This is a genomic window from Flavobacterium sp. 140616W15, assembly GCF_003668995.1.
Lineage (GTDB): Bacteria > Bacteroidota > Bacteroidia > Flavobacteriales > Flavobacteriaceae > Flavobacterium.
Genome location: NZ_CP033068.1, coordinates 4595773 through 4620947, shown reverse-complemented (window position 1 = coordinate 4620947; position 25175 = coordinate 4595773). Strand labels below are relative to the sequence as shown.

The following is a 25175-nucleotide window of genomic DNA, read 5'->3' as shown; positions in this document are numbered from 1 at the left end:
TTAAACTTTCAGGATTTTTTATTTTTCTTAAAATTTTCTTTAAAATTTCAAAGTTAATCCTGCTAAGAAGTTAATTCCTGCCTGAGGATAATACGACGGATAAATATCCCACATAGCTCCATTTGAAACATATTTTTTGTCCAGAATATTATTCACCAACCCTGTAATCAGAATTGATTTGAAAATAGATTTTGGCTTTATTTCATAAGAAACATTAAAATCGTTTACAAAATAATCGGCTAGTTTAGCTTCTCGCAATTCTATATTGTTCATGTATTGTTCTCCAACAAATTTCTGCAATAATGAAATATGCAAACTCTTAATCGGGCTATAAACAATAATATTCCCTGCAATTACAGACGGAGAATAAGCAATATCTGTTGTTCCATAATTTTGTCCCTCAACAGCTAAATCAACATTTTTATTACTGCTTAATGTAAAGTTAGGTCGAAGTAAGAATTTTTCAGACAATTTAATCGTCGCATCAACCTCTAATCCTAAACGGTAACTTTTATCAGTATTAGAGCGTATTGGCGCACCAACATCATCTAATCTTCCTGTTAGAATCAATTGATCTTTGTATCCCATATAATAAACATTCGAACTCAATTGGAATTTCTCTGAATTGAATCTCCAACCTAATTCAAAATCATTCAATTTCTCTGGCTTGACATTTCCGCCTTCGTAATCGGTTCTATTTGGCTCTCGATTAGCTCTTGCATACGAAAAATACAAAGTACTATTTTCATTGAGCTCATAATTCAAGCCCGCTTTAGGATTAAAGAAATTAAAAGTATCATCTACTACACCCGTTTCATTACTATTGGCTTTATAAGTAACTCGTCTGTATTGTAAATCTCCGTAAAAACTTAATTTTTCTGTAACTTGATAATTGGCTTTCGCAAAAATATTTCCATCAGTCTTAGCGGAATAATCATCATAATAATGATCTCCTAACTCAACCTTTCCCATATTTCGCGCCCAGATTACTTTTCCGAAATGATCTCCTTCGTACTTATTCCAGCCTCCACCCAAAATAACATCTAACTTCTCCTCTTTATATTTTGCCGAAAAAGTGGTTCCGTAAAAATCATTATCTAACCATTTCTGACGAATTAAATCTGTTCCTGGAACTAATTCTCCTTTATCATTTTCAACCATTTTAGTAGGCTCAATTCCTCCATAACCTTCAACAGGTGTATCGTATTTATAATTCTCATAATAGCCTAATCCTTTTGTATAATGAAATGCTAAATTAGTACTCCATTTATCAGTAAGAGATTCATTCCAATGCAACTGGTAATGGTCTTGTTTATAATTATCAGTTTCATTATCATAATAACGAATATTACCAGCTTCATCTTTGTACTTTCCCGCAGAATTATAAGTTCTATCTGTATTTAGTTTTTCAGCATCAATTCCGTTCCAAGATTGATATGTTCTTTGATTCCCTCCAAATACCAATGCTTTAATTAAAGTCTTTTTACCTACATAAGTTCCTTGTAGAAAATAAGATTTTAGATCTGAACTTGCTCTATCCACATAACCATCCGATTTTATTACAGACAAACGTCCTGCGATTTCAAAATGATCATTTAATAGACCAGTGCTAAACTTTACATTATGTTTATGAGAATTGAAACTACCAAAAGAATTTGAAATTTCACCATTCCCTTTTGAAGCGTAATTGTCAGTCAGCATATTTAAGCTGGCTCCAAAAGCTCCTGAACCATTTGTAGAAGTCCCAACGCCTCGCTGTAATTGCAAACTCTCTACAGAAGAAGCAAAATCGGGCATATTAACCCAAAATGTACCTTGGCTTTCGGAATCATTGTACGGAATCCCGTTAATCGTAACATTAACTCTCGTTGCATCGCTACCACGCACTCTAATTCCGGTATATCCCATACCATTTCCTGCATCAGAAGTAGTAACTACTGAGGGCAAATAGTTCATTAAAATTGGAATATCTTGACCTAAATTTCTGAATTTGATTTCTTTTTTATCCATATTACTAAAGGAAACAGGTGTTTTTATAGTAACACGAACAGCAGAAACCAACACATCATCAAGCTTATTGACTTTGGTAGTATCTTGTACTTGTGCAAAAGAAAAGAGAGAATAGAAGATAGAGAATAGAGAATAGAAAATAGGTTTTCGGCTCAACTCTGAACCTTTGAACCTTTGAACCTTGGTAGTATCTTGTACTTGTGCAAAAGAAAAGAGAAAATAGAAGATAGAGAATAGAGAATAGAAAATAGGTTTTCGGCTCAACTCTGAACCTTTGAACCTTTGAACCTTTGTACCTATAAAAGTACCTTTTTGAAAAATAGTTTTCATCCGTAAAAAAATTACGAATAAAAGGGGGAATTATTCTTTTGTTAAATTAATAAATGATTGTTCCATGACAAAATACAGCATGTACGCCAACAATTGTCATTTTTTCCCTTAGCAACATTACTTGCTCAGGTTCTTTGGGTATGATCTCAGCTCGTTATTTAGAGCACCCCTTTGAGACGTGGCAAAAGTAGAAAAGATTTTTAGATTTTCTACCTGTTTGCCTGTTTGATTTTTTAAATTAATTAAAATCAAAAAAACATTAATCTAATTTTGGCTTTTTACGAGATTGCTTAATCTCTGAAACATTTTTTTTATCCTTAATTCGCTTACGAATTACAGATTTAGGAATCTTTGTAGCTTTCCGAGGTTTCTGAATTATTAATGCATTTTTAATCAATTCTAAGAAGCGTTTTGTTACAATACTTTTATTTTTTAATTGACTTCTATCCTCATCGCAGGTTAAAATTAAAATTACATCTAATGTCAGTCTTGTCGCCAGTTTTATTTCTAAAAGTGTCTTTTCTTCGTCTGATAATGCTTGTGAATTTCTTAAATCAAAAGTCAAAACTACCTTTGAGGACACTTTATTCACATTCTGACCACCCGCACCACTACTGCGAACTGCCTTATAAGATAGTTCTGTAACAATTTTTCCTATTTCCATTATTGTGGTTGGTGTGCTGGTTTTAGTAAGTCATTCACTGTTTTCACAGGGTTAAAAGTAATTATTGGAACCGCTACAAAAACGGTTAGCCAATTTGCCATTGCTCCGTTCCATAACCCTGGTAATTCATATCCTTTTACAGTATTTGTACCTATACTTTTCTCTACAATAAAACCTGATTTTTTATTAACAAATTGCTTTAAATCAAATTTTTCGTTTTTATAATTTTTCGTTCCACAAACCAAATCAACTGGATTAAAATGAGTTGCATTAGCTAGAATTGCAATTTGATTTTTATCTGTTAAATCCACTTGAGATGTTTCAACAATTTGAAGCGATACTACTCCTTCTTCATCCTGAACCCAAAATGGTCCTCCTCCTGGTTCTCCTTCATTCTTAACCATTCCACATACGCGAATTGGTCTATCTAATGCTTCTTTTATTTTATCTATTTTACTCTCTAAAGTTAGATCTTCAAAATCTATTTCTAAATTAAGATTTTCCTTTAAAAATAGCATAACCTCAACTATCTTATCTGCTGTAATTTTCTGATTTTCGATTTCCTTCAAGTAACCAAAAATCTTACTCTGCAATTCTATTAATATGCCTGCTAATCCTTTTTTATACAAAGAAATTTCCTCAATATGATTTTGAATTACGTTGTCGATATTCTTAATAAAAATAATATCTGCATCAAGATTATTTAAATTTTCAATTAAGGCACCATGTCCACCTGGTCTAAAGATCAATTTCCCTTCTTCAGTCCTAACTGGTTTATTATCTAAATTAACAGTAATTGAATCTGTACTTTTATTTTGATAAGAATAACTAATATTTATTTTTGTTCCTGACTCTTCCTCTAATTTTTCTTTAACTGCATCAACACATTCTTCAAATTGACTTTGATGTATTTCTGAGACTGTAAAATGTAAATTTGACACAGAATTTGAGCTACCATAATGAGCACATTCGTGCAAATGCTCTTCTATGGGATTTGCAATATGTGTTTTATATTGATGAAATTGTAAAACTGCTTTTGGCTTATTTGCAAAGTCAAAATAATCCGAAGCCAATAGCATTTTTATAAAATAATAATTTTTATAATCTACACTTAGAGAATCAAAATCCGAGTATACCTCTTTTAATTTTTTATCTACAATTTCGAAAAAAGGAAATTTATCCATTCCAATAATAAAAAGAGACAATTGACTTTCTTTTTTTCTGTTGATGTAGGCATTAATACTTTCTTTTTCGATATTGAAATCATTTAAGAAAGTATTCAAAAACTTAAACATTCTACTTGCTGCACCCGATGCAGGAACAAACTTTTTTAATTTTAATTTTGATTTACTCGCATCAAACAAAGTAGCTTTTACTTCAAAATCTGCTTCTGACAAACTCAAAATTCCATTTGAAACTGTAGCTGGGCTTATTAAATTGCTTTTGTTAATTCCATTTTTAAAAATCTGCAATTGTTCCTTTATCTTTTCAAAAGAGATACCATACTCATAAATTTGCACAAAATCGGCAGAAGAAAAACCTAATTCTTTAGCAAGTACTAAGTTGTTAATTATTTCTACTGCTTTAGCCAAGCGTAATTTTTTATTTCCCGAAAGGGTTATATATGGTTTTTTAGTTTCTATTAATGTTTCTTTAAAAACTGAAAAAACTGATTCTCTTTCTTTCGGACTATCTCTTATATCATCTTTCTCCCAAGGCACATCGATATCAGTAAGAAAAAACAAATCATATTCGTGCTCTAATGCAGCTTCATTTAACAATGGATTACAATAATCATAATACATCTCTGAGAACACCTTAGTCACCATAAGATTTGTATCACAAAATAAAAATTTATTTGCTAAAGCTAATTTATCGTTTTCTAATTTGGTTTGTCCATAAGCAATTGGCATCATATCTTCTTCTACACAAATATGCTGATTTTCTTCCCATTTCTCCTGAAGATAATCACGTGCAAACTCAGGCACCCACTCTGTTTCATAATACGAAGCAAGTTGCTTAGCTAAAGTTGTTTTACCGGTACTCTCTGGACCAAACAAAGCAAATTTTAATATTCTTGTATCTTGTTGTTTAAGATTTTCTTCCATTCTAAATAAGCTGAAATAGCCAAAATTGTAAAAATTAAATATTGGAACGATAACATTCCTAACCCACGATATGCATATAAAGGCACTACAATAATGTCGCCAATAATCCAAAGTGTCCAATTCTCTATCTTTTTCTTTGCCATATACCACATTCCAGTAAAAAACATCCCTGAAGCTAGAATATCGACATAGTTATCTTTATGTAGCTCATAATCAAAAAACTTATAGATTCCGAAAACTACAAAAACAGTAACACAAAACAAGATAACTCCTATTAACTTTTCTTTATTATTGGTACGCGTAATTGGTAAATTATCTTCCTGACCAGTTCCTTTTGACCAATTATACCAGCCATAAATACTCATAATCGAGAAATACCCATTAATCATCATGTCTCCTAAATAGCCTGCAATATAAAGCAAATAAACAGAAATAATTGTAGCAATTAATCCTGTAGGATATACCCAGATATTCTCTTTTTTAGCAAACCAAACACTTAATATCCCAAATACAAAAACAAGAAATTCGAGTCCGATGTGCCAAAGTGGAACATTTTTATACGCATTAAGAAAAAAATCAATCATTGAGTTTGTTTATTTTCATTTATAATACTTTACTTATGATTCAAAAAAATGAATATCATTTTCAAAAGCTGTCCCTATGACAACTACATCGGCTCCCATTTCATAAGCTTTCTGAATTTGCGACAAAGCTACAATTCCACCTCCAACAATTATAGGAATATGTACATTTTGAGAAATCAGCTGAATCATTTCTAATGGAACTGTCTGTTTTGCTCCACTTCCTGCTTCCAAATAAATCAATTTATTCCCTAACATCTCCCCTGCTTGTGCAGTAGCTAATACCAAATCTAGGTTTGTTCTATCCATTGGCTTGGTTTTACTTACTCTTGCCGCTGCCGTTTCATTGCCACTTTCTATTAAAAGATATCCTGTTGGAATAATTTCCAAATTCATTTTTTTTAAAATCGGTGCTGCTTGAACCTGATATTCTATCAAATAATCTGGATTTCGACCTGACAATAACGACAAAAACAAAATTGCATCGGCTTGCCCTGAAATTTGCGATGGGTCTCCTGGGAAAATTACGATTGGCAAACTCGTCTTTAATTTTAATTGAAAAACTAAATCTTCTAAAATGGTACTTTCTACTAAACTCCCTCCTACAAAAATATGTGTAGCTGGAGATTGGTTTATTTTTAGTATCAAATTATTCAAGTTTTGCCAGTTTATTTTATCTGGATCCAAAAGAATCGCTAGTAATTTTCGATTCTCAGCTTTAGCTAATCGTATTTGTTTGTATATGTCTTGTACTTTTTGTTCCATAACGAGTGTAAAAGTAAAAGTTTTTTAATGCAGGAGAACTATTTTGAATCAATTATATTTGCGTATTCACTTTCACTAAAGAGAGAAACAAATTTATGATTACTATCGAATTGCTCGAGAAATATGATGCAACACAAAAATCTTATGCAAAGGCAACTTCTATTTTTAAAGAAGGTAAATTGCCTACGCATTACTATCAAATTCTTTCGGGTGAAGTAAAAATGAACAATTATAACGATGACGGTCGGGAATTTATTCAAGGAATATTTTATAAGAATCAATCTTTTGGTGAACCACCTTTATTCTTAAATCAAAAATATCCTGCTAGTGCAGTTGTTGTAGAAGATGCCGAAATACTATGTGTTCCTAAGGAAAGTTTCATGAGATTATTGAATGAGAATCCCGCAATAAGCATTAAAATTATCCAAAACTTAGCACAACGGTTGTATTACAAATCAGTAATGGCAGCTGAAATATCTACTCATGAACCCGAGCATCGTGTGTTACGATTAATAGATTATGCGATTGCCAATTTTAATTTCAAAAAAGATGCTAATGGCTACCTCATCAATTTTACGAGACAACAAATTGGAGATTTATCTGGACTTCGAGTTGAAACTGTTATACGTGCTATAAAATCACTGGAGAAAAAAGGCGAATTAAAAATCATAAACAGAAAAGTATATCGATAATTATTCCTTTATGATTTGAATCATAAATACGAAGGGAGTGATGAACGTAATTTTGCTATTATAAAATTATACATCATGACACTTTATAACTCAACATTCGAAAATTTTAATAAAAGTTACATCGGTTCTGCAACTATGGCAATAATTGGACAAAGCTGTCTTGGTGCTGTTGCGGCAATGTTTATTCTTGCTAATGGAACATCGGTAACACAAATGATCCAGCTAGGTATAATTGTATTTACTAATATTATAGCTAATACTTCTATTTTAGCACAAATGAGCCATAAAACGGTTTTCAACCTAATTATAACAAGCGTCTTTTTTAGTATCTTGTTCATTATTATAAATAACATTTAGTTATGAAAAAACAAATAGAAAACAGAGAAGACATTTCGCTTCTGGTAAACACTTTCTATACAAAAATAAGAGCCAATACTGAAATTGGCTTTTATTTTAATGATATGATTAAGGATTGGGATGAACACTTAGATAAGCTAATTGATTTTTGGGAAACCAATATATTTGGTGGCAAAAAATACAAAGGAAATCCCATTGAGGCACATAATAAAGTTGATGCTTATTTTAACCATCAGATATCATCGCATGAATTTGGGATTTGGCTAAATATTTGGTTTGAAACTCTAGATGAACTTTTTGAAGGAGAACATGTAGATACGCTTAAACGAAGAGCCCGAAAAATGAGTACGTTTCTTTATTTAAGTATGTTTGAAAATCGCCCGAAGGGATAGGGAATTGTTACGCGAAGTTTCACAAAGGAAATAAGAAGGGGCGCTAAATTTTATTATAAGTTGTAACTGTTAATTTTTGTTTCAAGTTTCAAGTTTAGTATTGTGACTAAAAATTGTTACCGTTTTTTTGTTTCAAGTTTAATGTTTCAAGTTTAATATTGTGACTAAAAACTGCCACAAAAACTATTTCTCAAACGCATACACTAAAGTAAAATCTTCAATTTCTTGGTAATACACATTAAAATTCTTTACTAAATCATCAAAATGAAGACTAGCTTGGGTTTTGTTTTCATTCAAAGAGAAAGGATTCACACGAATATGATCTTTGAAACTGATTCCTTTTTCGTTTCGGATTTTAAAGATAGCTTCTTTTGCACCCCAAATCACTGTAAGTTTTTTTATGTATTCTTCTAATAAATCTGGTTTTAAATATTCGAATTCCTTATCGACAAATTTATCGGCAATTCGGAGGATTTTTTCACGTTGCAATTCCATGTCGATTCCTACCGTTTCTTCACTGATTATGATTGCTGCAAAATTATGAGAATGTGTAATTGAAATATAATTATGACAACTTAAATAGGGCTTTCCGAATTCGTCGTAATGTAAATCATGATCTGTAAAACCCATTTCCTGAATCAGCATACGTACACTTAAAAAAGCACGCTGATGCATTTGAGATTTCATTCCGTTTAACCTCAGTTGCGTTTTTTCTTTTAAAACTACTTTATCAAGCAACTCTTCGAAAGACTCGGTTATCTTCCAAACTAAAATTTGTGTTGTGGGATTAAATTGTATTGTTTGATGTAAAGGCATTCGTTTTAATTATGAATTGTTAATTATAAATTATACATGGTATTAAAAACACTAAAATGTACATTATGTTTTTAAACCACTTAAGCGATAAAAGTCCATTTAAATAAATCTGATCTTTCTAGCCCTGATGGCAACGGCATCCTATTGTGGCGGGGTTCGCCGCAATAGATATAGTGAACAGCAGTAAATAGCTTCGAATAAAAATCATTTAGCTAATGTTCAAAAGATTAAGCAATTAAACATTTCACAAATCTTTTAGAAATTAGTTAAATTATAAAGTTATTGCGTAAATTTGCAAAAAAATTACAATTACAAATATACTATAAATGAGTACTACAACTACGCCTTTTGTGGCTTTCAAAGTAAAAGACATTTCTCTAGCGGCTTGGGGAAGAAAAGAAATTGAACTAGCTGAAGCTGAGATGCCAGGTTTAATGGCGCTTCGTGCTGAATATAAAAATGAGCAACCTCTTAAAGGTGCTCGTATTGCAGGATGTCTGCATATGACTATCCAAACTGCAGTTTTAATCGAAACTTTAATTGCTCTTGGTGCTGAGGTTACTTGGTCTTCTTGTAACATTTTCTCTACTCAAGATCAAGCTGCTGCTGCTATTGCTGCTGCTGGAATTCAGGTTTATGCTTGGAAAGGTCTTGATGAGCAATCATTTGACTGGTGTATTGAGCAAACTTTATTCTTTGGTGAAGATAGAAAACCATTGAACATGATTCTTGATGATGGTGGAGATTTAACTAATATGGTTATTGACCGTTTCCCAGAATTGGTTCCTGGAATCAAAGGTTTATCTGAAGAAACTACAACTGGTGTTCACAGACTTTACGAAAGAGTAAAAGCGGGAACTTTACCAATGCCTGCAATTAACATTAATGACTCTGTTACTAAATCTAAATTTGATAACAAATACGGATGTAAAGAATCTGCTGTTGATGCTGTACGTCGTGCAACTGACTTAATGTTAGCTGGAAAAAGAGTTATCGTTTGTGGATACGGTGATGTTGGAAAAGGAACTGCTGCTTCTTTTAGAGGTGCAGGATCTATTGTAACTGTTACTGAAATTGACCCAATTTGTGCTTTACAAGCTGCAATGGACGGTTATGAAGTTAAAAAATTAAATACTGTAATTGCTAATGCTGATATCATCATTACTACTACAGGAAATAAAGATATCGTTCTTGGTGAGCACTTTGAGCAAATGAAAGATAAAACTGTTGTTTGTAACATCGGTCACTTTGATAACGAAATTGATATGGCTTGGTTAAACAAAAACCACGGTGCATCTAAAATCGAAATCAAACCACAAGTTGACAAATATACTATTGCAGGAAAAGATATCATCATCCTTGCTGAAGGTCGTTTAGTTAATCTTGGTTGTGCTACAGGTCACCCAAGTTTTGTAATGAGTAACTCATTTACAAACCAAACTTTAGCTCAAATGGAATTATGGAATAACAGTGCTGCTTATAACAATGACGTTTACATGTTACCTAAACATTTAGATGAAAAAGTTGCTGCTTTACACTTAGCTAAATTAGGAGTTGAATTGGAAACTTTACGTGACGATCAAGCTGCTTATATTGGTGTTCCAGTTGAAGGTCCATTTAAACCAGAATACTACAGATACTAGTAAATTTTAGATTTATCTATTACATATTTGAAACCCTTGCAGCAATGCGAGGGTTTTTACTTTAGGCCATATTCTTAAAATAAGTAAATCGTTTATTTTTATACACAAAAACATTTCTTATAAAAAAATTATACCTTTATAAAATAGGTCTCAATTTCTCAAATACATAAACGTTGTACTCTTGAAAAAAACTTCTTATTTATTCGTCTTCTTATTTTTACTTGCTCTCCCGCAAATTATTTTTGCTCAGGAAAAGAAACCCAAAGTCGTTTTGGTCTTAAGTGGTGGTGGCGCAAAAGGAATTGCACACATTCCGCTTCTACAAAAACTAGACTCTTTACACATCGTTCCTGATCTTATTGTTGGAAATAGTATGGGAAGCATTATTGGAGGTTTGTATTCGATGGGATATTCTGGTGATAGTATCGAAAAATTAACCCGAGATATTAATTGGGATAAACTACTTGGCGGAGGCCAATCGTTAGCATCTGCTAGCGTAGAGGAAAAAAGAGAATTCCAGAGATATTTAGTTGGAATAGGAATTAAAGATAAAAAACTAAACAGCGTAGGCTCACTTTTAAATGATCAAAATTTAAGAGAATACCTCTCAGAATTAACCTATCCGGTCTATAATATTAAAGATTTTGATAGCCTGCCCATACCCTTTAGAGCCATGGCCACCGATTTGGTCGAAGGAAAAGAGGTTATTCTAAGCAAAGGTAATTTAGCGTATGCTATGAGAGCGAGTATGTCTTTACCAGGTATCTTTAAACCTGTGCCATACGGAAAAACGGTGTTAGTTGATGGAGGAGTATTAAATAATTTCCCTACAGATATCGCTCAACAAATGGGAGCGGACATTATTATTGGAAGCGATGTAGGAGGCGGAATGCAACCAATAGACAAACTGAAAAATCTTGTAACTATATTGACTCAAACCAGTATGTTTCCGAGTAATATTAAGAACCCAGCAAACCGAAAACTCTGCAATATCTTAGTAGATCACCTACCAAACTTACGTTTCTCTACGGCTGATTTTTCTGATAGCGAAGAAATCTACAAAGATGGTAAAATTGCAACTGTAGAAAATCTTCCAGCTTTAATTGCATTATCTGAAAAATTAAAAGGGTACACACAACGAACTCACGAATTACCTAACATTCCTGCAGAATTTGTTCTTGATACTATTGTTTACAAAAGAATAAGTCCGGAGAATCTTGCTTTGGTTTTAGGAAGAATAAATCTCAAAACTAATGTAAAATATACCACCAAAGATTTAATAGCAGGCATTAACAGAGCAATGGGGACCAATCTTTTTGACGAGATTACGTATAGCTATTTCATCAAAGATGATAACAAACTAGGCGTTACTATATTTGGACATGAACGTGCCAAAAACCAACTGAATACTTCAGTACATTACGACACTTACCGTGGCGTTGGAATCATTTTTAATTACACCGCAAGAAATGTTCTTGCCAGAGCATCTCGTCTTCTTGTAACAGTCGATATTGCAGAACAACCAAAAGCACGAATCAATTTTCAGAAAAACTTTGGAAAAAACCGAGATTGGTGGTGGTCATCTGAACTTTATGGAGCCTTTTTAAGACAAGAGATTTATTTAAACGGTAAGGCTTCAGATAATGTACTCCATAATTCTTTAGAATTCAATAATGAGATCAACAGAAATTTAAATTCACTGAAAAGTTATTTTGGATATGGTTTACATTATCAATATTCCCATTTAAAACCAAAATACGAAAGAGAATACAACCCTAACTCAATCGATATTAAGAATTATTCTTTAAACAGTATAGAATTAAACATGCATTATTCCTACAATGATATGGATAAAGTCTTCTTTGCTGAAAATGGAACAATTATAAAAGCGAATGTAACCCGATCATTGTTAACAGATGTCTATACCTCTTTTAACGATCCCGAACAAACAAGCATATCTGGTGCTACTAATGGTTATACAAAATTTGGTTTCAGCTTTGAAAAAAGACTCCTCTTAAAAAAGAAAATTACCGGAATCTTTAGCTTTGATTCTTATTTTATTTTTGAGGATAGACTTAAAGACAATCAAATCCTTTTTTCGGATTTTGGTTATGCTTCAAAATATTTCTTAGGAGGAATTATACCAAGTTCTGGTAGTAATCGTTTCTCATTTCCAGGCCTGCATGAAGACGAGCTCAATGTTTCACAATACATGGGCTTAAAAATAGCTTCTCAGATAAACCTTATGGGGAAAATTTACCTAACTCCCCATTTTAATATTGCTACTGTTGGATTTGAATCTTTTGATAAATACATTGACAACGCATTTAGTCCAAAAGGAAAATGGAATGATAGCTTTGACCCTAGTCTTGTAATATCTGGAGGAGCCGCTATTTCTTATCAGTCAATTTTAGGTCCTATTCATTTTGATACTTCCTGGATAAATACTATTGACAAAGTGCGATTGTTTTTTAGTGTCGGATTATCACTCAATCCTTAAAAGAATATCATAAAATCGAATATCTTTTTCTACATCTAATCCCGATAGCTATCAAGACAGAAATCTAAAATATTTGGGCGTGCCACCATTAAATAAAAGAGCCGATGAGGATTACGTTCATTGGCTCTTTAATTTAATACTGTCGGGCTATCCGCGCTACTTTGGTAGCTTGCTCCTATCCCTCACGCAAATAAAAAGCTCAAATTAATTTAAGGCCTTTCTTTTTACATTCAAGAGGTAATTCCTAGATTATATTTATATATTAGCTATGAAACATTATATAGGATAAAAAATGCTTTAAAATTAAATCCGGAATTAGTTGATGATCTCAACATAATGAACTTGACTATTTTAAAACCTCAGCCACTTATAATGTAAATAAATCCGACTAGATTAATTACAATTAGAATATGATTGAAAAAGTTATGTGTGAACAGCATGGATCAAAAGATATGTCTTTTACCTGTATTCATCTTGCAATGGCAATAGACCAAAAAGAAAAAGTTGGTTTTTTCTATTCAGAAGCCGAAGAAGATCTTCCGCAAATTGCTTGGTGCAGATCATGTGAACAATGGCTACTCGATAATGGAGAAGAATGGAATGAAGCATTTGAAACCCTAGCCGATTTTAAAATACTATGCTCCGATTGTTATGACGAAGCTAAAGAAATTCAGTTCGAAACTGATAAAATATAAACGAACATGATTACTACAAAAGACTTTAAACTATTACCCAATAAAATTCATTACAACATATCTGCAAAGCAATTGCTGTTCTAGATGCTATTATTTGTCAAGAATGGGAATATCGCTATTATTTATACAACTCTAAATGGGCAGAAGATGAAGAATATTTTGGAATGAGAGATGGATCTGGAGATTTAATGGATATTCTTTTTCTTGAAAACCATTGTGTAATTAATGGTTTTGCACACGAATTTCAGCATAATCAAAAAAATCATTTAACTACAAATCTACCCGAAATTTACAATCAATTTATTTTTGATGAACCAGTTGCCACAAACGGCACAACATTTTGTTTATGGACAAATGAAACCAAAAATTGGGAAGTTGGAGAAATTAAAGATTTCAACGATAATTCGGAAGACTTACTCGCTATTTTTGACGGCGATCCACAAACATACATCAATTGGGCAAGTGAGTACTTTGATGAATCTTATAAAGAAACAGGAATTCCGTTAAAAACCGTAACCGAAATTTATCAAGGTAAAACATTAACCAAAGAAATGGTTTTGTCTATTGTAGATGAAATTGAAGATTGGGAATTACTAGAAGAAGATTTAAAAGAAATAAATTACGAATACGATTTTAAATAGACTAACAGCAATGAAACGCATTTTCCTACTTTATATATTTCTCTTTATAAGCTGTACGTTATCCGCACAAAACAAAAACACGTGGGTTTCCTTCTGGAATAAGGACACTACACTTGTCGGGTTTAAAGATAAAAACGGTGCTGTAAAAATAGAACCTAAATTTATGGGAATGACAATTGCCAATAAATTTGATGATATCATTGCCGTTTCTGAAGAAGAAGAAAATCAAAGTTGGAAAAATTATTATCTAACAAAATCTGGTAAAATAGTTGGTCGAGATAGTTTATATATATTCGACAATGGTCCTGATTGTGAGAACGAAGGTTTTATTCGGTTTAATGATCCTAAAACGGATAAGATGGGAATGTTTAATAATGAGGGCGAAATTGCAATTCCTGCAGAATACAACAATCTAACGAAGGTACGAAACGGAATGATTATCGTACTGAAAGGTGCTGAGAAGATTAATGACACCCATGGAGGAGGCTGTAATCATTTTAGCTGGAGCGGAGGTAAAGAACATCTTATTGATACGAATAATAAAATATTAATTGAGAATTTTGAATACAACGATGAATTAAATTTTTACTCCTTACAAAAAACAAAAGAACCAAATTCAGACCCAATAAGAGAAAACTTTCTTGGTGTAGACGGGCAATATTATTCGTTTATAAATTATGACAAAGAATTTAAATTGTGGCTAAAAAACAATTTACTCACAGATTTATCCAAAGAGAATTTACTAAAACATTCCTATGAAGAAGTTTTCTATTGGAAAGAACCAAATGGCTGGATAAATGAACAAAAAACTAAGTTCATTAATAAAAACTACAAACTCATAAAAGATAAATTGCTAGAACTTAGCAATCCTACTTGTGATTACTTTGTTACGACAGATGGCCTAAATCAATTTATCTACGAAGCAGACAAATACAATCAGTACTTTAATAATTGTAATGAATCCAAAGACTGGAAATATCCAATGAAAAATATTATTATTAATCACCGTGATAAAAAAGATTCTACGCAGGATCATTTTGAATTTTTAAGAACCCAAAATGGATATCAATTAATAAGTGTTTCTATACGTAAAGGAAAACTTAAATAGTTTTTGAATTATTTCTTCTCAGAATATAAATTATGACAAAAGAAGATTTTAAAATCAGTTTAAAAAAAGCCCTTGATGGTCTTATTGTTTTTACACAGGAAATGGTAGTAAACAAATTACCGCTCAATTATAAATTCATAATTAAAACCAATTGTTCATATGATGGGAATGAATTAGAAGAGGATGAAGAAATTTATCCTGATGATATGATTGATGAATCAAGTTTAATCAATCCAGCAACAGAAAAAACTGCAATTGATTATTTATGGCGAAATGGTAAAGTCCCACAATGGATTAATGTTCAAGTTAGTAGTTGTGATTCTGATTTTAGCTATATAACATTAGAATGCTGCGGAAGATATTCAGCTTTTCCTAATCACAAAGACGGCCCTTTTCGTGGCTTGGGCCCTAACATTCCATATTGTTATGTTGACCAAGATTCAGGAGAACTTCGTGTAAAAGTAGATTTAAATGAAATTAATAAATCTTAAAACTATGTGGTACGACAACTATACTTTTTTTGATAAACAAAAAGGATTTACAGAAACAAACCCAGAGCAGATTTGGAATAAAAAACTTCCTGTTGAATTTTTCTTACCAACTGAATTACAAGAATTATTACAGTACTCTAATGGAGGTGGAATAATTAATGGAGACAGAGAATTTGGCTATTTCTCTTTATACGAAATAAGTGATTTTTATTATGAATATCAATTTGATAAATACACACCTCATCTTATGCCTATTGCTTTTAATGGTGGTGGAATATTTTATGCCTACGACTTTAGAAATCCCGCAAACATTAGTCTTGTAGCTATAAGTGCAGGTGTTTTGGAATACGAAAGTTCTATTATTATTGGAAAGACATTAAATGAAGTACTTAGCAAAACAATTAATATTGAAGATGAACTAGATATTCTTTATCCTGAAATAGAGCTTATTGAAGAGGATAAACAGCTAATTGAACTTCATAAACAACTTAAAGAGCTGAATGCTAATAGAAACATTATCACACCAAAAGATTATTTGTTGAAAAAACGAACACTTGAGAATAAAATTAAAGAATTAGGTCTTAAAACTAAATAAGAATGACCACAAAAAGAAACTATCAGGAGGTTATCAAAAAATCAAGAATCTATGTTGACTTTAATGAAATGATTGATTTTGATTTGGTTTTATTATCTCAAAAAGATACAAAATTAAATTCTGATGGTATTGAAGTTAAATTGAGTGAAGGAATGTTAATTGACATTTATATGGATGATGAACAACCAAATGGTCTTAAAGATAACTTAATTGCAAGTGGAATCGTAGAGAGAAATCATTCTGGTTTATTTGAAATTTCAAAATGGTGTTGCCGAATTGATGCAAACGGAATTCAACATGAGAGTGATGAAATCGAGAAAAAATTAAAATCTAAAGATTCAACTCTAGTTATAAATACATTATTAGAAATAACATTTCATAATCAAAATTGGGAATGGGTACAGGATTTATGTATCGAATTACTCGAAAATGAAAATACTGATATAAAAGGATTGGCTGTCACTTGTATTGGTCATATTGCCAGAATACATGGAGTTATAGATAAAGAAAAAGTTCTAAAAGCATTTGAAAGCAAAAAACACGACGATACTATTTGCGGAAGAATTCAAGATACAATTGATGATATTAATGTGTTTGTAACTGAATAAAAAATAAAACAATTCTTCTTCTCCCTTAAATACAAAGATTAACTTTGTAAAAACGTGAGTATGAAAAACTTTTTATTCTTAGCCATTGCTATAGTATTTGAAATCATCGCAACCTCTGCACTAAAAAAATCTGAAGAATTCACTAAATTAATTCCAAGTATTATTACGATTGTAGGGTATTTTGGAGCATTTTATTTTCTGAGTTTTGCTATTAGAACTATTCCAATAGGAATCGCTTATGCAATTTGGTCTGGAGTTGGTATCGTTTTAATTACCATAATTGGTGCTGTCTTTTTTAAACAAATTCCTGATTTACCTGCCATTATTGGATTAGCCTTGATACTAATTGGGGTTATTGTAATTAATATTTTTTCTAAAACTACAGCTCATTAATTTTAATTTTTTAGGAATGACTTTTAAAAATGCTACTATTTCTGACTTAAAAGAAATGCAAGAATTGTATATCGAAACTATCAAACATATTTGTAAAAACGATTATAATTCAGCCCAAATTGATGTTTGGATTTCGGGAGTTAAAAATACAGAACGCTGGGTTGCGGTTATCAATACTCAATTTGTTTTATTGGCTATTATAGAAGACCAAATTGTTGGCTTTGGAACTTTGAAAGACGGGAACTATATTGATTTCTTTTATATTCATAAAGATTTTCAGCGACAAGGAATAGCTGATAGGCTCTTAACTGAATTACAGCTCGAAGCAAAAAAAGCAAATTCAAAAGTAATAACATCTGACGTAAGCATAACCGCTAGACCATTCTTCGAAAAAAAAGGTTTTATTGTAAAAGCCGAACAGCGAAACATAAGATTCGGTATAGAGCTTATTAATTATAAAATGGAAAAAAACCTAGAGTAGAAAAGGGTTTCAGGTTTCTCTAATAAAGGCTTCGACCCCACTCAGCTTGACAAAACGAAGGTTTTTTTGAGCCGAATTGAAGAATAGGTTTGTCGTTTAGCAAAACTTGAAACAAAAAGAACTAAAGAAACAAAACTTCCGCAAGTTTCGGATTTTATGACTGTAAAACCTTGTCGATATTTGTATTATAAAATGGAATGAAATGAAGACACAGGAAAATATCAATTATAATCGCATTGCCGATGCAATAGATTATATCAAAACTAACTTTAAGGAACAACCCAACTTAGATGAGGTTGCCGAAAAAGTACATTTAAGCCCGTTTCACTTTCAACGTTTATTTACCGAATGGGCAGGAACAAGTCCGAAGAAATTCTTGCAATATATTAGTGTAGAACATGCCAAGAAAATCCTCAAAGAAAACAATCAGGCCACTTTATTTGATGCTGCTTTTGATACTGGCCTTTCTGGTACTAGCCGTTTGCATGATCTATTTGTAAACATCGAAGGAATGACTCCTGCTGAATATAAAAACGGTGGTAAAAACTTAGCTATCAATTACAGTTTTGCTGAAAGTCCGTTTGGGAATATTATTGTTGCTTCAACGAATAAAGGGGTTTGTTATATGGCTTTCGCCGAAGATGAAGTAACAGGATTTAATCATTTGCAACAAAAATTCCCAAATGCAATGTTCGCTCGAAAACTAGATTTAGTACAACAAAATGCTTTATTTATTTTTCAGAATGATTGGAGTAAATTATCCGAGATAAAACTGCATTTAAAAGGTACCGATTTTCAATTAAAAGTTTGGGAAACATTGCTTAAGATTCCAATGGGGCAACTTTCAACGTACGGTTCGATTGCACAACAAATAGACAAACCTAATGCTTCTCGTGCAGTAGGAACTGCTATTGGAAGTAACCCTGTAGCATTTTTAATTCCATGTCACCGTGTGATTCAAGCATCAGGAACCTTTGGTGGTTATATGTGGGGAAATACCCGAAAAACAGCTATTATTGGTTGGGAGGGCGTACAAGTAAATCCTGCAATATAAAGTTAGACAACATACATCTGTAGAGACGCACCGTAGTGCGTCTAACATTACGTATCTCCCTACTTTGTCGAAAATCTTTACGTAAACGCACTGCAGTGTTTCTCTACAGAATAAAAATTGCGGTAAAATAAAATACATATTTTTTTCACGCAGATCTAGCAGATATGGCAGATTTTAAATCATTCTAATCTTTTAATCTGTGGCTAAAAATAGGACAATCTTTACGTAGACGTACTACGGTGCGTCTCTACAGAATGAAAATTGCGGTAGAATATAATACATTTTTTTACGCAGATCTAGCAGATATGCAGATTTTAAATCATTCTAATCTTTTAATCTGTGGCTAAAAATAGGACAATCTTTGTGTAGACGCACTACGGTGCGTCTCTACAGGATAAAAATTGCGGTAAAATAAAATACATATTTTTTTCACGCAGATCTAGCAGATCTAGCAGATTTTAAATCATTCTAATCTTTTAATCTGTGGCAAAAAATAGGGAAATCTTTGCGTAAACGCACTGCCGTTCTTCTCTACAGAATAAAAATATAATAACATTATGATTGAGCACAATAAAATTTCAGATTTAGATTTACGGAATAAAATTAAAAAAGGCGAAATTTGCTTTGGTGGAAACCAAAAATTAAAAATTTACGGAACTTTAAAATGTGCTTCGGGTAAAAGAATGAAACGTGAAAATAGAGTTTTCTTTTTATCTGAAATTGAAGCCAATAAAAATGGTTTTAGACCTTGTGGACATTGTATGAAAACCAAATATCAAAACTGGAAAAATGGACTTATTTAATCCTGAAATAAACGAAGAAACTAATTTATTACCCAAAGATGGTATAGTTAATTACTATGGAAAATTATTCTCTAGAGAAAAAGCTGACTTCTATCGTGATACCCTATTGAACGCTATCGAATGGAAAAATGATGAGGCTATTATTTTTGGGAAATTAATAATTACTAAAAGAAAAGTGGCTTGGTATGGAGATTCTCCTTTTGAGTACTCTTACTCTAATACCACAAAGAAAGCACTTTCGTGGACTCCTGAATTATTAGAACTAAAAGCTTTTATCGAGAAAAAAACTGGAGAAACATTTAATTCCTGCTTGCTTAATTTATATCACACCGGCGACGAAGGAATGGCCTGGCATAGCGATGCTGAAAAAGATTTAAAGAAAAATGGAGCTATTGCTTCGGTAAGTTTTGGGGCTGAACGGAAGTTTGCTTTTAAACATAAAGATACCAAAGAAACGATTTCTTTAATTTTAGAACATGGAAGTTTATTGGTCATGAAAGACACCACACAATCTCATTGGTTACATCGATTGCCTCCAACTAAAACAATATCTAAACCTAGAGTAAATCTGACTTTTAGAACTATCGTTGAGTAAAAAATAAAAATCAACCAAAACAAATATCCTAAGCGGTAAAAAGCAGTAAATACCTATAAATTTCATATTTTTGTAATTATTAAAAATAAGATTTTACTTAGATAATGGATACTAATATGGAAAACCTAATTGAATTAGAACACTACAAAATTCAAAAACCTGAGCATTGGGCAAGCAATATTAATGATAATCAACTTATTGAACATATAAAGGAATCCGATTTTTCTAACAAACAAACAGATGAAGGACGAGATTATTGCTTTTTTTTAGATAAAATATATTATACAAATGATAATGAAAGCAGTGAATATGCCTGTTTAGCCTATACTCTTAATGAGCCTGCTAATCTAGAAAGAGCATCTGTAACAGACATTGTCGTAGAAGAAAACGAAACCTACATTATACATAGAATAAGTGTTTTACGTGAAGGTGTTTTAATTGACAAAATTTCTGATACCAAAATTAAAGTTCTGGATAGTGAAAACCAAAGTAGCGGAGGTATTTTGAACAGTAATAAAAAAATTAATATTACAATAAAAGATCTACGCCTATACGATGTCTTGATTATGGAAGATTCCAGAGTGAAGATTTTTACTGAACGTGATTTTTTACGCAAGGAGTTTTCTAAATATGTTTGGATTAGTCCAGATACTTATTGGGCTTATGGGAATTATAAATTTACTTTTATAAATGATCGTGAAAAAACTATTGCCTACAAGAAAACTTTTTTCAGAGATGAAAATGGTAATGTATTAGAACCTGAAATTAATTATTTAAAAAAGGGAGAACGATTTGCAGTAGAAAAAGAAAATTATATAAATACTGTTGATATAAACAGAGAACTATCTCCTTTCATAGATTTTGCTACTCACAGCAATTGGGTAGATTTATCTAATTATATTTATCCTATATATGAAGAAATTTATAATAAAGCTTCTTTAGCAGACTTTGCTCCTAATCTGGTTGAGAAACTAGATGCTATAACAACTAAAGATGAACAGTTACAATTTGCAATAGATTATGTGCAGAATCATGTTTATTATGTTTATAATGCTGATGAAATGAACGGTCATAAACCACAAGAACCAGCTATAACCTATCAGAATAAACAAGGTGACTGCAAAGCAAAATCTGTTTTATTAAAAGTAATTTTAGATTATATTGATGTGGATTCTTCAATAGTTTTAGTCAATTTTAATACTGATTATTACATTAAATATTATTCTCCTTCATTACTTACTTTCAATCATGTAATTGTTAAAATTAATTACAAAGATGAAACCTATTTTATTGATGCTACTATTCGTGATGAATTTGGCTTAATTGAGAATCGTGGGTTTATCTTTTTTAGACATTATTTAGAGATTAAACCCAATCAGGAATTACAAGTAAGAAAGCCATATAAATTTCCTTATTACTGTATAAATGAGAAAGTAGAATTCAATGCTAAAAATACTACTGGAGAATTAAAACTAACAACTACTTACAAAGGAAACCGTGCCAACAGCATGCGTAGATATTTTAAAAACACAAATAAAAGAGAAGTGATCGACAGTTGGAATAACTTCTTGTTTTATACTCTGAACTATAATAATGATAGAAACGGAACTGATATTAGAAATATATTCACAGATGCCGCTATTGAAATTATAAGTGATGACAAAAAACTAAATGAATTCACCATTCAATACAATGCTACTATCGAGAATCCGTATTTTATAGATGACCAAAAGAATCGTTTTATGATGTACTTTGACAGAAATATGGTTAAAGAAAATGCAAGAGATTTTATGCACAAGGACTTTCCGTTTTGGCATAACTTTGATAACGAAAAATATGAAATCAATGTTTATACCGATCAAAAAATAGATACTCAGGAAAAATACACTATACAGGAATGTACAATCAACAATCCTTACTTTGATTATGTAAGCCGTAAAAAAATTACTAAAAATGGAGGAACTGCATATATAGATTTCAGACCATTAGTTAACTTAGAAATTCCTGAAAAAGATTTTGAAGAATTCAGATCTGCTCATCATACTATTGCCGATAGTAATACTGGCCTTGGAATTGATATCATAGAAGAAGGGCTTATGAATACGTTGAAATTTAATTTCAAAAAAATATTTAAATAAATTTTATAAAAAAGGGGCTTTAAACCCCCTTTTTTATTTAGATAAATTTTTATTGCAATTCAAAAGCTGATTTCAAACGAATAGTAGCAGATGATGAACCTATCATCAATTCAAAATCTCCTGGCTCCGAACCCCACTCTATTTTATCATTATAAAAAGATAATTTTTCATTATCAATTGTAAACTGAATTGTTTTAGTTTCTCCTGCATTTAATTTTACTTTTTGAAAATCCTTAAGCTCTAAAACAGGTCGTACAACTGATCCAAATTTATCTTTTAAATACAACTGAACTACTTCTTCTCCAACTACTTTTCCTGTGTTCTTCAACTGAAAAGAAACTTGAACTTTCCCATTGCTTTTCATTTTTGTCGTAGACAATTTTAAATCCGAATAATCGAATTTAGTATAACTTAATCCATATCCGAAAGGAAATTTAGGACTGTTTTTCAAGTCTGTATAAGAGGAAACATACTCTTTTGCATTTTCATCTTGGGGTGGTCTTCCGGTACTATAATGATTGTAATAGATCGGTATTTGTCCAACTTCTCTTGGGAATGTCATTGGCAATTTTCCTGAGGGATTGTAATCTCCAAATAAAACATCCGCAATAGCATTTCCTGCTTCGCTACCCAACCACCAAGTATAAAGAATAGCAGGCACATTATCGGCTGTCCAATTAAAAACAAGAGGTCTTCCTGCATTTACCAAAACGATAACTGGTTTTCCTGTTGCCTGAATTGCTTTTACTAATTCTTCCTGAACTCCTGGTAAATTAATATTGCTTCTGCTTTTGGCTTCTCCGCTCATATCATGTCGCTCTCCAATACTTAAAATTACTACATCAGCCTGTTTAGCTGTAGCAATTGCCTCTGCAAAACCATCTTTGTTATCTCCTTCTACCTCGCAACCTTTAGCATATAATAATTTAGTATTCTTACCTACTTTATTTTGTAAACCATCCCATTGCGAAACTACCCATTTAGTATAATCAACTTCTGGTAATTCAACTGCCCAAAATCCCATATTGGCTTTATATTCTTTTACCATTGGTCCAATAAATGCAATTGTTTTTGTGTTTTTAGAAAGTGGTAAAGTCTCATTTTCATTCTTTAATAAAACAATACTCTTCATTGCAACCTCACGAGCTGCCTTACGGTGTTCCGGATTGTTTAATTCTTTTTTCTCTCTATTTGGATTAGAATATTTATATGGATCATCAAATAATCCTAACTCAAATTTCTTACGCAGGATTCTTTTTACTGCATCGTCAATCAAGTCAATCGAAACTTTATTTTCTTTAACCAATGCAGCTAAGTTATATCTGTAAGCATTACTTTCCATGTCCATATCGCTACCTGCAGTAATTGCGGCCAGTGCAGCTTCTTTAAGATCTTTAGAATAGCCATGCGCTACCATTTCTCCAATGGAACCCCAATCTGAAACTACGAATCCTTGAAAGTTCCATTTTCCTTTTAAAATATCTCTTTGTAAGTGTACATTTCCTGTTGCAGGAATTCCATTAATGTCATTAAATGAATTCATAAATGTTGCTGCTCCTGCATCAAGTGCCGCTTTAAAAGGAGGTAAATAGGTTTCCCATAACATTCGCTCACTCATATCTACAGAGTTATAATCTCTACCACCAATAGCAGCTCCATATGCTGCAAAATGTTTTACACATGCCATCACCGAATTTAGACTTCCTAACTTATCACCTTGAAAACCTTTTACTCTTGCATATGCTATTCTTGATCCTAAATAGCTATCCTCACCTGCTCCTTCCATTACACGCCCCCATCGAGGATCACGACCAATATCGACCATTGGAGCAAATGTCCAATGAATTCCACTTGCAGCGGCTTCTGTTGCAGCAACTCTAGCCGAAAGTTCTATTGCTGCCAAATCCCAACTTGCAGCTTCTCCTAACGGAATTGGAAATGTAGTTTTAAAACCATGTATTACATCCTGACCGTACAACAATGGTATTTTAAGGCGGGATTGCATTGCCAGTTCTTGATATTGACGGGTATATTTTGTTCCCACAACATTAAGCATTGAACCCACTAAACCATCTTTAATTTCTGCTTGTTTGTTTTGGTTTATAGTAATAGGCCCAGTTGCTGCATTATTACCTGTATATTGATTAAGCTGCCCTATTTTCTCCTCCAACGTCATTTTGTTTAACAACGCATTTACTTTCTGATCGATTGTTTCCTGCTGTGCTATTGCAAAAATTGATAGCATCAAGCAAGTCAATGTTGTAATTCTTTTCATAAAACAAATATTAATTTGATATTGATTTTTATAATTCATTGATAGTTTTCAACACTTCAATTATTTGATGAAAATCCAAAACCCTCAATAGTTTAAAACTTATAAAAGCATGGCTTAATTAATTTCAATTAGCACTGGGAAATGATCCGATGGGTATTTTAAATCTATTGAATCACTTAAAACCGCATGCTTTTTTATTTTTAGATTGCTGTTTTTAGAAATAAAAATATAATCTAGTAATAGTGTAACTGGTTGATCATGCTTAAAGTCATTAAAGGTTCCAGATGGTCCAAAAGGTTTTTCTTCGGATATTTCACGAGTATCATTCATTCTTCTTTTCAAGGAAATAATACGCTCTTCAGTAGGTTCTGAATTAAAATCTCCCATGAGAAACACAGGATATCCTTTAGTATTTACTTTTTCTATTTTAGACAAAATAA

Annotated in this window: 25 protein-coding genes; 17 read left to right on the top strand and 8 right to left on the bottom strand. The window is 31.9% G+C overall.

Annotation, left to right across the window (positions count from 1 at the left end):
* Positions 1 to 39: 39 nt before the first annotated feature.
* The 5 genes from EAG11_RS20255 to EAG11_RS20235 all read right to left on the bottom strand — a co-directional run bounded on the left by EAG11_RS20255 (position 40) and on the right by EAG11_RS20235 (position 6458).
* Positions 40 to 2340, bottom strand: a complete 2301-nt coding sequence (locus tag EAG11_RS20255) for a TonB-dependent receptor (protein ID WP_129540772.1) — start codon at positions 2338 to 2340, stop codon at positions 40 to 42.
* A 259-nt stretch (positions 2341 to 2599) separates the two neighbouring features.
* Positions 2600 to 3004, bottom strand: coding sequence for an alternative ribosome rescue aminoacyl-tRNA hydrolase ArfB (gene arfB / locus EAG11_RS20250; protein ID WP_129540771.1), 405 nt, complete (start codon positions 3002 to 3004; stop codon positions 2600 to 2602).
* Complete coding sequence (locus EAG11_RS20245) at positions 3004 to 5112, bottom strand: DUF4301 family protein (protein WP_129540770.1); 2109 nt, start codon at positions 5110 to 5112, stop codon at positions 3004 to 3006. The genes arfB and EAG11_RS20245 overlap by 1 nt, the downstream gene beginning before the upstream one ends.
* Positions 5073 to 5696, bottom strand: a complete 624-nt coding sequence (gene pnuC, locus EAG11_RS20240; protein WP_129540769.1) for a nicotinamide riboside transporter PnuC — start codon at positions 5694 to 5696, stop codon at positions 5073 to 5075. Before pnuC ends, EAG11_RS20245 begins: the two co-directional genes overlap by 40 nt.
* Before the next feature lie 33 nt (positions 5697 to 5729).
* A complete protein-coding gene (locus EAG11_RS20235) occupies positions 5730 to 6458 on the bottom strand; it encodes a geranylgeranylglyceryl/heptaprenylglyceryl phosphate synthase (protein ID WP_129540768.1) in 729 nt (242 codons plus the stop codon).
* Positions 6459 to 6553: 95 nt separating this feature from the next.
* On the opposite strand from EAG11_RS20235, the gene EAG11_RS20230 reads away from it, so the two are divergent.
* Genes EAG11_RS20230 through EAG11_RS20220 form a run of 3 tightly spaced genes read left to right on the top strand, consistent with a single transcriptional unit; the run spans position 6554 to position 7899 of the window.
* Positions 6554 to 7150 (top strand): Crp/Fnr family transcriptional regulator, encoded by a 597-nt coding sequence (locus EAG11_RS20230; RefSeq protein ID WP_129540767.1) that lies wholly within the window; start codon positions 6554 to 6556, stop codon positions 7148 to 7150.
* 15 nt (positions 7151 to 7165) lie between these two features.
* Positions 7166 to 7507 (top strand): hypothetical protein, encoded by a 342-nt coding sequence (locus tag EAG11_RS20225; protein ID WP_242499213.1) that lies wholly within the window; start codon positions 7166 to 7168, stop codon positions 7505 to 7507.
* A 2-nt stretch (positions 7508 to 7509) separates the two neighbouring features.
* Positions 7510 to 7899, top strand: a complete 390-nt coding sequence (locus EAG11_RS20220) for a group III truncated hemoglobin (RefSeq protein WP_129540766.1) — start codon at positions 7510 to 7512, stop codon at positions 7897 to 7899.
* Positions 7900 to 8082: 183 nt separating this feature from the next.
* Here EAG11_RS20220 and EAG11_RS20215 read toward each other — a convergent pair whose 3' ends face one another.
* Positions 8083 to 8715 (bottom strand): 4'-phosphopantetheinyl transferase superfamily protein, encoded by a 633-nt coding sequence (locus tag EAG11_RS20215; protein ID WP_129540765.1) that lies wholly within the window; start codon positions 8713 to 8715, stop codon positions 8083 to 8085.
* A gap of 326 nt (positions 8716 to 9041) precedes the next feature.
* On the opposite strand from EAG11_RS20215, the gene ahcY reads away from it, so the two are divergent.
* The 14 genes from ahcY to EAG11_RS20145 all read left to right on the top strand — a co-directional run bounded on the left by ahcY (position 9042) and on the right by EAG11_RS20145 (position 22460).
* The gene (gene ahcY / locus EAG11_RS20210) at positions 9042 to 10358 is read left to right on the top strand and encodes an adenosylhomocysteinase (RefSeq protein ID WP_129540764.1); all 1317 of its coding nucleotides are present in this window, start codon (positions 9042 to 9044) and stop codon (positions 10356 to 10358) included.
* Between the two features lie 181 nt (positions 10359 to 10539).
* Positions 10540 to 12858, top strand: coding sequence for a patatin-like phospholipase family protein (locus tag EAG11_RS20205; protein WP_129540763.1), 2319 nt, complete (start codon positions 10540 to 10542; stop codon positions 12856 to 12858).
* Between the two features lie 410 nt (positions 12859 to 13268).
* Positions 13269 to 13553 (top strand): hypothetical protein, encoded by a 285-nt coding sequence (locus tag EAG11_RS20200; RefSeq protein ID WP_129540762.1) that lies wholly within the window; start codon positions 13269 to 13271, stop codon positions 13551 to 13553.
* 164 nt (positions 13554 to 13717) lie between these two features.
* Positions 13718 to 14194, top strand: coding sequence for a hypothetical protein (locus EAG11_RS20195; RefSeq protein ID WP_242499212.1), 477 nt, complete (start codon positions 13718 to 13720; stop codon positions 14192 to 14194).
* A 10-nt stretch (positions 14195 to 14204) separates the two neighbouring features.
* Entirely contained in the window at positions 14205 to 15302 is a 1098-nt protein-coding gene (locus EAG11_RS20190) for a hypothetical protein (protein WP_207209610.1), read from the top strand.
* A 32-nt stretch (positions 15303 to 15334) separates the two neighbouring features.
* Positions 15335 to 15793 carry a hypothetical protein gene (locus EAG11_RS20185; RefSeq protein WP_129540760.1) on the top strand — a complete coding sequence of 153 codons (459 nt, stop codon included), beginning with the start codon at positions 15335 to 15337 and terminating at the stop codon, positions 15791 to 15793.
* On the top strand, positions 15774 to 16388 hold the full coding sequence (locus EAG11_RS20180; protein WP_242499211.1) for an SMI1/KNR4 family protein: 615 nt from the start codon (positions 15774 to 15776) through the stop codon (positions 16386 to 16388). The genes EAG11_RS20185 and EAG11_RS20180 overlap by 20 nt, the downstream gene beginning before the upstream one ends.
* Before the next feature lie 2 nt (positions 16389 to 16390).
* Positions 16391 to 16996 (top strand): hypothetical protein, encoded by a 606-nt coding sequence (locus EAG11_RS22505; RefSeq protein WP_242499210.1) that lies wholly within the window; start codon positions 16391 to 16393, stop codon positions 16994 to 16996.
* A gap of 60 nt (positions 16997 to 17056) precedes the next feature.
* On the top strand, positions 17057 to 17389 hold the full coding sequence (locus EAG11_RS20170; RefSeq protein ID WP_129540759.1) for a multidrug efflux SMR transporter: 333 nt from the start codon (positions 17057 to 17059) through the stop codon (positions 17387 to 17389).
* A gap of 16 nt (positions 17390 to 17405) precedes the next feature.
* The gene (locus EAG11_RS20165; protein WP_129540758.1) at positions 17406 to 17870 is read left to right on the top strand and encodes a GNAT family N-acetyltransferase; all 465 of its coding nucleotides are present in this window, start codon (positions 17406 to 17408) and stop codon (positions 17868 to 17870) included.
* A gap of 202 nt (positions 17871 to 18072) precedes the next feature.
* A complete protein-coding gene (locus EAG11_RS20160) occupies positions 18073 to 18924 on the top strand; it encodes a methylated-DNA--[protein]-cysteine S-methyltransferase (RefSeq protein WP_129540757.1) in 852 nt (283 codons plus the stop codon).
* Positions 18925 to 19481: 557 nt separating this feature from the next.
* On the top strand, positions 19482 to 19727 hold the full coding sequence (locus EAG11_RS20155; RefSeq protein WP_129540756.1) for an Ada metal-binding domain-containing protein: 246 nt from the start codon (positions 19482 to 19484) through the stop codon (positions 19725 to 19727).
* Positions 19714 to 20322: an alpha-ketoglutarate-dependent dioxygenase AlkB gene (locus EAG11_RS20150; protein WP_129540755.1), complete on the top strand. Its 609-nt coding sequence runs from the start codon at positions 19714 to 19716 to the stop codon at positions 20320 to 20322. Before EAG11_RS20155 ends, EAG11_RS20150 begins: the two co-directional genes overlap by 14 nt.
* Positions 20323 to 20438: 116 nt before the next feature.
* Positions 20439 to 22460, top strand: coding sequence for a DUF3857 domain-containing protein (locus tag EAG11_RS20145; protein ID WP_129540754.1), 2022 nt, complete (start codon positions 20439 to 20441; stop codon positions 22458 to 22460).
* Between the two features lie 49 nt (positions 22461 to 22509).
* Here the strand turns inward: EAG11_RS20145 and EAG11_RS20140 are convergent, their stop codons facing one another.
* On the bottom strand, positions 22510 to 24735 hold the full coding sequence (locus EAG11_RS20140; RefSeq protein WP_129540753.1) for a glycoside hydrolase family 3 N-terminal domain-containing protein: 2226 nt from the start codon (positions 24733 to 24735) through the stop codon (positions 22510 to 22512).
* Between the two features lie 114 nt (positions 24736 to 24849).
* Positions 24850 to 25170, bottom strand: coding sequence for an endonuclease/exonuclease/phosphatase family protein (locus EAG11_RS22960; RefSeq protein WP_371414612.1), 321 nt, complete (start codon positions 25168 to 25170; stop codon positions 24850 to 24852).
* Between the last annotated feature and the right edge of the window lie 5 nt (positions 25171 to 25175).